The sequence below is a fragment of the Colwellia sp. MB3u-45 genome, from assembly GCF_014077005.1.
In the GTDB taxonomy this organism is placed as follows: Bacteria; Pseudomonadota; Gammaproteobacteria; order Enterobacterales; family Alteromonadaceae; genus Cognaticolwellia.
In genome coordinates, this window is the sequence record NZ_JACGVC010000028.1 from 20,590 (window position 1) to 29,265 (window position 8,676).

Below are 8,676 nucleotides of genomic sequence, written 5' to 3' on the forward strand. Positions count from 1 at the left end.
TTAATCATAGAGCGCCTACGCTACATTAAGCTAATTTATAAGCCTTTTTTACTAAGCCATAAGTGAGTTGATAAGCTAATGTATGCGCCTCTTTTACGGTAATTTGGTGATTAGTGACTAACTCAGCCAAATAGCGACAATCGACTCGACGAGCCACATCATGACGGACAGGTATTGATAAGAAAGCGCGGGTATCATCATTAAAACCAACCGTGTTATAAAAGCCGGCTGTCTCTGTAGCTTGTTGTCTAAAGCGCAGCATACCCGCAGGGCTATCATGAAACCACCAAGCGGGTCCTAATTTTAAGCTAGGATAGTGACCAGCAAGCGGCGCTAATTCACGACTGTAAGTTGTTTCATCTAAGGTGAATAAAATGATGCTTAATTTAGGATTATTACCATATTTACTTAAGAGTGGCTTTAATGCATTAACATATTCAGTTTGACTAGGAATATCACAGCCTTTATCTCGGCCATAGACATCAAAAATAGGTTTGTTGTGGTTGCGGTGAGCACCGGGATGAATTTGCATTACTAAACCATCTTCAATGCTCATACCGGCTAATTCGGTCAGCATTTGGCCTCTAAATAACTCTTGTTCAGTTTCGGTTGAGCTACCTGATATACATTTAATAAATAACTGTTCACATTCAAGCAACGATAAATCGGCAGTTAAAGCGGTAGGGTGACCATGATCTGTTGCGGTTGCACGACCTTCTTTTTTAAAATAGGCACGGCGTGCTCTAATAGCATCAAGATAACCTTGCCAAGTATTGGTGTTCTCGCCGGTTATCTCACCTAATTTAGCTACATTTTCAATGAAGTCTTCACGGCTTGCATCAACTACATCGTCAGGGCGAAAACTGCTAACAACACGTTTTGCCATTGGCGTGTTTTTTATCGCTCTGTGGTGCGTTAAGTTGTCTAACGCGCCTTCTGTTGTGGCAATGAATTCAATATTAAAACGATCCATTAGCGCATGCGGTTTATACTCTGGCGTTGCTAGTTTATCGGTGATTTCTTGATAATATTCTTGTGCATTTTTACTACACAGTTTTTCAGTAAAACCAAAGATATTGCTAAATACAGAATCTAACCAATAACCAGAAGGTGTACCGGCAAATAAAAAATAATTATCAGCAAATATTTGCCATGCTTTGGTAGGATCTGCAGCTTTAGAGGCGGCCAAATCACCTTGCTTACCATGTTGAGGAATACCTAAGTCAGGTAATTGAATCCCTTGACTATAAAGCATTCTAAAAACGTAATGGTCTGGTTTTAAAAATAATTCTGTTGCATTGCCAAAGTTTTTATTTTCATTAAACCAACTAGGATCGGTATGACCATGTGGGCTAACAATAGGTAAGTCTTTAATTTTATTATATAAAGTTCGGGCCACTTCAACGACCTTTGCATCACTAGAAAATAAACGGTCGGGATGTAATGTTAGAGACGGTATAGGGTTGTGCATTCTTTTTTCCTTTAAACTATAAATTGAAATGACCTATTGGTAATAATAAATAGGTGGCAAGTCCCCGTTATGGTGACTTGCATCAACTAGCTGATAATTTAGTAAATTGATTTTAGTCGCGGTTATTAGTTAACTGTTTTTTAATAAATCTGCTGCAGTGACGGCATATCCGTTTATGCTAACTTTTCGTAAGGTAAAACCATTAACATTTTTAATCACTGATGCTTGAGCAACGTTGCTAAAATGACTGTTTTCAATATGAAAGTCTTGAATGGGATCACGATCGAAACCTTGTAAGTTAAATGCTTTACCCAAGACTTTTTTACAGTGAAAATTTTGAATTTTAATATCTCGAACGATGGGATCAAAATTGCCGGCATCACCTTCTTCATAAAAGAAATTGATAACTATGGCATTCTTAACCTCACCAACAGTAATGTCTCGAATACGAATATGTTCGATTATACCGCCCCTTACAGAATTGGTTTTAATACGAATAGCACGTTCAAGGTGTGGGCTGCTCATGGTACATTTTTCAGCAAAAATGTTATTAACACCACCCGATATTTCACTGCCAATAACAACGCCACCATGGCCTTCACGCATAGTGCAATTGGCTATTACAATATTTTGACAAGGGGTCGCAAGCCGTCTTCCATCGGCATTTCTGCCTGATTTAATTGCAATACAATCATCGCCGGTATCAAAATCACAATGCTCTATTAGCACGTGATCGCAAGATTCAGGATCACAACCATCGGAATTGGGACCATGACTTAAAAATGACACGCCTTTTACCGAAACATGTTTGCAAAGCACTGGATTTAATAACCAAAAAGGGGAGTTCTTAATTGTTATATCTTGTATGAGTACATTGTTACATGCGTACGGTTGAATGAAAGGCGGTCGTAAAAAGGCACCTTCATGGTATTGTCTTTGATCTACAGCAACACCAGCTTCGGCATCAGCCATTAATTTGTTGCGAGCGATTCTTTGATCTTCGCCTGGAATAATATCCCAATGGGCTTCTTTATGTTTTCCTTTCCAAGGCCACCATGTTTGATTATTTGCATTACCTTCAAGTGTTCCTTTACCAGTAATAGCAATATTTTCTTGTTTATAGGCGTAAATAAGGGGAGAGTAACCCATTAACTCTAAACCTTCCCAACGCGTTAATACTGCGGGTAAATAATGTTTGGGATCAGTAATAAAACTCAGTGTTGCTTGCTCTTCAATGTGAAGGTTTACATTCGATAATAAATGAATAGCTCCAGTTTTGTAGATGCCAGCAGGAATTAATACCTTTCCACCGCCGGCTTTATTACAAGCTTTTATTGCTTCATTAATAGCTGATGAACAATCAAATGCATCATTATTGATTGCACCAAAATTTTTGATATTGAAAGTTTTATCAGGGAAGTGGGGGACGACAATAGCATCTCGTATCTTTTGAGCTTGTAACCAATCATCACTTGGAGCATTTTTATTAGACAAGAGTTCAGCCGGATCGCTTTTGTACTGGCAAGCAGTAATACCCGCTAAAACTGAACTTGATGCCAATGTTTTAAGTATAAGTCTTCTATTTTGGTTCATTGAACACTCATTTATTTATATAAGAAAATGTGAATATAAAGAAATATTAACACCAATTGCCACCGGTGGCAATTGGTGTTAATAAAAAAACATTTAAATTTTGTGCGTTGTTAAATAACAATTATCGCTTACATTGCCACAAAACCAAATGAAATAAGTAATGCGAAACCTAAGGTAACAGTAAACAGTGACAATAACGTTGAAACGATGATTATTTTAGCCGCTAAATCACTATTACCTTGCATTGCTTTTACCATAATGAAACTTGCTGTAGCAGTAGGTGAGGCTATTAGTAAAAAGAGTACGCCAGTGGCAATAGGGTCTATCGGCCAAATCAATATTAAGATAATAAATATAATAGGGCTAAGTATAACTTTCCATACACTCGCCATCATGGCTGGATAAATATTTTGTTGAAGTTGTAAAAAATTAAGAGACCCCCCAATAGCAATAAGCGCTAATGGTAAGGTCATTTGAGTTAAGTAATGGTTAGTTTGTATGATTATTGACGGTATAGGAAAGTTGATTAAATTAAAGAATAGACCGGTTGTTATACCAATAATTAAGGGATTTTTAATGATATCTTGTAAGTTTTTTTTTATGGAAAACTTTTCATGATGTAGGCTAGCATTAAGTGTGTAAATTGATAATAAGTTATAGGTAATGATAATAATTGCAGTAGGAAGTGTCGCGATTGCTATACCTTGTTCAGGATAGGCACTTACACAAAAAGCTAACCCAATAATGATTAAATTTCCTCGAAAAGCCCCTTGTACAAAAACTCCTTTGTCTTGTTTATTCTCTATATATTTATAAGCGGTAAAGTTACTTGCAAAAAATACAATTAATGTTGTTAACAACATTAACACTATGTGGGAAATATTAATTAATTGTGAAAAATCCTGTGTTGAAGTACTGGTAAACAACATAATAGGTAAACCAATATTAAAAATTAGTTTTGATGCGATACGAATAAATTCTTGATTAATGAATTTAATATAAGTTAATAGTATACCTAAACTAATAATTAAGAAGATGGGGGCGGTTACGCTTAATGCGACATGTAATAATGAAAAAAAATCTTGTGAAGAGGACATTTTATATTGCTTTCTTGGGCATGTTTTTCAAGTCAAAGTCTATCATATTTTAGTCCCGAAATTTGCCAATCATTGCTTTGTATTGTGGGAAATAGGTAAAATAGATGCCGGTATTACAGTTATGATTAGTGGTTAATAGAGTCGTATTTGATTGCCGCCACTATCAAGTGAGCCTTTAAAATGTATAGCTGCCTTACCGCTTCTCAATATATTATCGGTAAAATAAACATGACTGATACCACCTGACATTTCACTACCTAAGCCAATACCGTCTTCTCCGCCCATATCAGTATTACGAACGACAATAAATTTACTGGATTTGGATATATCACAACCATCTTTATCTCGACCGGATTATTACAACAGCATCATCACCAGTTCTAAAGTGACTATTTTCAACTAGTACGTAGGTACTTGATTCAATATTAATACCATCATTATTACTTCTATGACTGTCTACTTTAATAGTACGTACCGTAGCATAATCGGTATAAAGCAAATGATTCACCCAAAATGGAGAGTTTTTTGTGGTATAACCATCAAGTAGTACTCTTTTAGCACCAAAAAACTGTATTAATTCAGGACGCAAAAAATGGTTTTTACTAAACTGTCTTTGTTCAACAGGGACGCCCGTTATACCCATTGTGCTCAAAGCCGTTATATCCAATTATTTTTTGTACCAAGTATGAAATTCAGTGTTGGTATTGCCATCAATAATACCTGTACCTGTGATAGCAACACCTTCAATATTATGAACTTAGAATGTAGCGCGAACACCTATTACGGCTACAGTACCTGTTGAATTAAACTCACGTACCAGATCTTGATCACCCGTTGAACCAGTCGTAAAGTTACGTTCTTTTTCATTGGTTAAGTTGATAATTTCTAACGTTGCTGTCACATTTTCAATAACTTTATACGAAGATGAGAAGTCAATACGTGTTGGGCCAGTATTGTTTTGACTTACGTTACCGTCTGCTGCGTTACCTGTTTGATAATCATCACGAGCGTTTAAGAATAAACGAGCGCCCCAAGTATTATTTTCATAAAACACACCTAAATTATAAGCATTTTCTGATAAACCTTGAACAATATCATCACTATCAATTTTGGTATAGTTAGCATCAACACCTATTCCTATTTCAGTGATGTAACGAGCAGCAATCTCAAAACCTTTAATTTCGTCTACTTCGGTAGAATTTGTTTGAGTTGTTAAATCCCAAGCATTTGCTTTATATGGGTCAACAGCAGAAGGGTCATAAGATGGACCGCCGACAGCGTAAATAGGGTCATCAGCAACTATATCTGCAATTGCTGTCGTTAAACTCACACCAGCAGCAGTATTACTTGTAATTGCATCAGTGATTTCTTTTTGGAAATAAGTTATACCAACATAAGATTCATCAGCGAAGTACCATTCTGCCCCGAAGTCAACCGAAGTAATAGTTTCTGGACCAACGCCTGGGTTTGCTAGAGAAACACGTCCGTTAATTGGCGTGCCAGTTACTTGACCAGTGAGTGATTGAGGATTTGGACGAACTACGTTTTCTGACCATGCTGCACGAAGTAGAAGGTCATCAGTAACATTATAGGTTATGTTTAACGCAGGTAAAACATTGTCATAAGTCTCTTCTATATCACTTGCACCACCTTTAACGGTAGTTTCAACATAACGGACACCGGCATTAATAATTACTGGACCGATGAAGTAATCGGCATCAACATATAAACCAGATGTTTCTTCCGTAACAAAATAGTTACCACTGCGATCATCAGGCGAAAACTTACCAGAATTAACCTCTTTACGAACCACGTCGATATCAGCAACTAACCAATCTGTAAACATGCCGGCAGGTGCACCAAAGGTATCGCCAAAATCAGAAACAATTGAAGAAAATTTGTTAGTATTAGTCGCGCTTGCAAGATTGGCATCCACTAAACCATCAGGTTTACGAGTATGAGTAGAGTCTATCGTACGGGTATTAGATGTATAACCGGCTCTAAGTACCGAACCTTCATCATCAAATTCCCATTCAATATCGGCACGTAATGTTTCGTTTTCACGAATTACTGTATCGCTACGGTGATGCGGACCAGTCCAAGCAAAGTTAGCAACATCAGTGATGTCATAACCGTATTCCATTGTAGGAACATCACTATTACCAGTGAAGTCATATTTGAATGTGGTTGTGTTACCGGTTAAGTTATAACGGTATTGTTCTTCATGATGTTCAGAGGTTGCTCTACCAGCCATGACGTTTATCGAAATAGTATCAGACAACTGATAGTCAGCATCGATGACAATCTGATTAAAATCACTTTCTGCATATTGACCGCGACTTTCAGAGCGAGGTGCTACACCTGCAAATGTACCTGCTTGAATATATCGACCCGTTGGATCAATAGTTACTGCTGTTGGAGTAATTGAACCAAACATATTACGCATTTGCGCAAAGAAGTTGTATGATTCAACATCCGCATCACGCTTAGAATCTAACATATTAAAACTAATTTCGAGATCTTCAATTGGGCGAGCTTGAAGAGACACTAGGAAGCTATTACGAGATTGATCTTGGTTAAATGAGTCAGTACGAGGAAGTCTTGGAACCCACATTGAATCTAAGGGATCATCTGTACTTGCATTAAAATCAGGGTTATTTAATGAAGGATTAGGTGTTCCCGTAATAACTGTTGAACTTGTATCAGCCCAATTTTCGTTTTTAACATGAGCGCCTGTCCAACGAACTGTACCAAACCCCTCTTGTTTTACTGTACGTTTACTTGTACTAATACCAACGAGCACACCAAAAGTGTCATCTAAAAAGGTGTCGCTGATAAAACCATTTATACGAGGGTTAGTATCACCATTTTGGGCATTATATGACGCCTGAGTAGAGCCTGTAGCATGAAAGCCAGGGTTATCCAAAGGGCGTAAAGTATGCAGTGAAACCGTTGAAGCCACACCGCCTTCTTCTAAACTTGCTGTATAAGTTTTGTTGATGTCCATTTGGCCAAATAAGTCTGAACCAAACATATTAAAATCAAATGAACGACCACGATTAACACCACCAGATGAATCTAGGCCACCTGTTGAAGCTGGAATTTGCATGCCATTTAAGGTTACTTGTGAGTAGGTCGCGCCCATTCCACGAACCGTAATATTACGACCTTCACCACCTTCACGTGTGATAGCAACACCTGGAACACGCTGTAAAGATTCAGCAAGGTTAAGATCTGGCATTTTACCTACATCTTCACTCATGATTGTTTCTTTAGAGTTTGTAGCATGACGTTTTTCGAAAAGACCGCGGCTAAGTGCACCTCGAAAGCCGCCAGTTACTTCAATAACTTCTACTTCTTGCTCGGCTTTAGTTTTAGCTATTTCTGTATTTTCATCTGCCGCATAAGAATGTCCTGATATGGCGCCACTGATTAGCATGCAGGTTAGTAAGCTATTGAGTTTGAAGTTTTTATTGGTAAGTTTCATGTTAATTTCTCTTGTTGTATTTCATGTTAGCCTATTTAAGGTATTATTATATTTTAATCAATTCATGCTACCGGTGGCATTCGTGTTTTGAAAAATATCATTTCTCATGAAAACGGTGTCAATAGAGTAATTAAAATTTACTGGTTAAAATCTTTGCATGCTTGGGTAATTAAATGCCATTGTTTGTCTTGAATCCATTCTTGCTTTGACATCCAAGTACCACCTACAGCAAAGACGTTGTTCAATGATAAATAATCATTGCTATTCTCAGCGTTAATTCCGCCAGTTGGACAAAAAGAAATATTTTTGAAAACTGACGAAACAGCTGATAAGAATTTTTTTCCACCTGATAAAGAGGCCGGGAATAATTTTTGTTCGGTAAAGCCGTACTCCATTGCTAGTAGAATATCTGCCGTATTAGACACGCCAGGTAGTACTGGAACAGGGCATGTTGATAAATGATTTAAAAGAGTGTTGGATATTGCTGGTGTAACAATAAAGTCAGCACCGGCATCAAGTGATTTAGATAATATCTCTTTATTAACGATTGTGCCTGCGCCAACTTGCAGCAAGGGAAATTTCTGTTTAATAGCGCTTAATGCGGATAATGAGTTTTCTGTGCGTAAAACTACCTCAACTAACGTAATACCAGCATCATGCATGGCGCCCGCTATATTTATTCCTTGCTCTACTGTGTCAGCTTGAATGATAGGTAGTAATTTTTGTTCTGCTAAAAGCGTGGAAAATAATTTCATTGTTATTGTACTACTTTGTTTTGTTAAAGTTAAACTTGCAACACAAGTGTTTTATTACTTTATTGCCACCGGTGGCAATAAAGTTAGCATTGTATTTTGATAATTGTCAAATAGTTTTTATGGAAAATAAAGCAAGTTATCTATTACGTCTTGATATTACTGAAAAGATAAATGTTAATTAAATGTGGTAGGGATGGCTGTGATTATTTTTATCAATATATAATTATCAATATAAATATAAAATAAAGATAAAATAAATATAATATAAAGATA

At 36.9% G+C, this 8,676-nt stretch carries 7 protein-coding genes; all 7 read right to left on the minus strand.

Annotated features, from left to right (window positions below; genetic code table 11):
- Positions 1-25: 25 nt before the first annotated feature.
- Positions 26-1,471: a glucuronate isomerase gene (gene uxaC / locus H4J41_RS00480; protein ID WP_182135562.1), complete on the minus strand. Its 1,446-nt coding sequence runs from the start codon at positions 1,469-1,471 to the stop codon at positions 26-28.
- A 129-nt stretch (positions 1,472-1,600) separates the two neighbouring features.
- Positions 1,601-3,064 (minus strand): glycoside hydrolase family 28 protein, encoded by a 1,464-nt coding sequence (locus H4J41_RS00485; protein ID WP_182135561.1) that lies wholly within the window; start codon positions 3,062-3,064, stop codon positions 1,601-1,603.
- Positions 3,065-3,192: 128 nt separating this feature from the next.
- Positions 3,193-4,161, minus strand: a complete 969-nt coding sequence (locus tag H4J41_RS00490) for an AEC family transporter (protein ID WP_182135560.1) — start codon at positions 4,159-4,161, stop codon at positions 3,193-3,195.
- 132 nt (positions 4,162-4,293) lie between these two features.
- Positions 4,294-4,446, minus strand: a complete 153-nt coding sequence (locus tag H4J41_RS17470; RefSeq protein WP_220461041.1) for a hypothetical protein — start codon at positions 4,444-4,446, stop codon at positions 4,294-4,296.
- 55 nt (positions 4,447-4,501) lie between these two features.
- Positions 4,502-4,804 carry a glycosyl hydrolase family 28 protein gene (locus H4J41_RS17475; RefSeq protein ID WP_259364591.1) on the minus strand — a complete coding sequence of 101 codons (303 nt, stop codon included), beginning with the start codon at positions 4,802-4,804 and terminating at the stop codon, positions 4,502-4,504.
- A 114-nt stretch (positions 4,805-4,918) separates the two neighbouring features.
- A complete protein-coding gene (locus H4J41_RS00500) occupies positions 4,919-7,648 on the minus strand; it encodes a TonB-dependent receptor (protein WP_182135559.1) in 2,730 nt (909 codons plus the stop codon).
- Between the two features lie 137 nt (positions 7,649-7,785).
- Entirely contained in the window at positions 7,786-8,403 is a 618-nt protein-coding gene (gene eda / locus H4J41_RS00505) for a bifunctional 4-hydroxy-2-oxoglutarate aldolase/2-dehydro-3-deoxy-phosphogluconate aldolase (protein ID WP_182135558.1), read from the minus strand.
- Between the last annotated feature and the right edge of the window lie 273 nt (positions 8,404-8,676).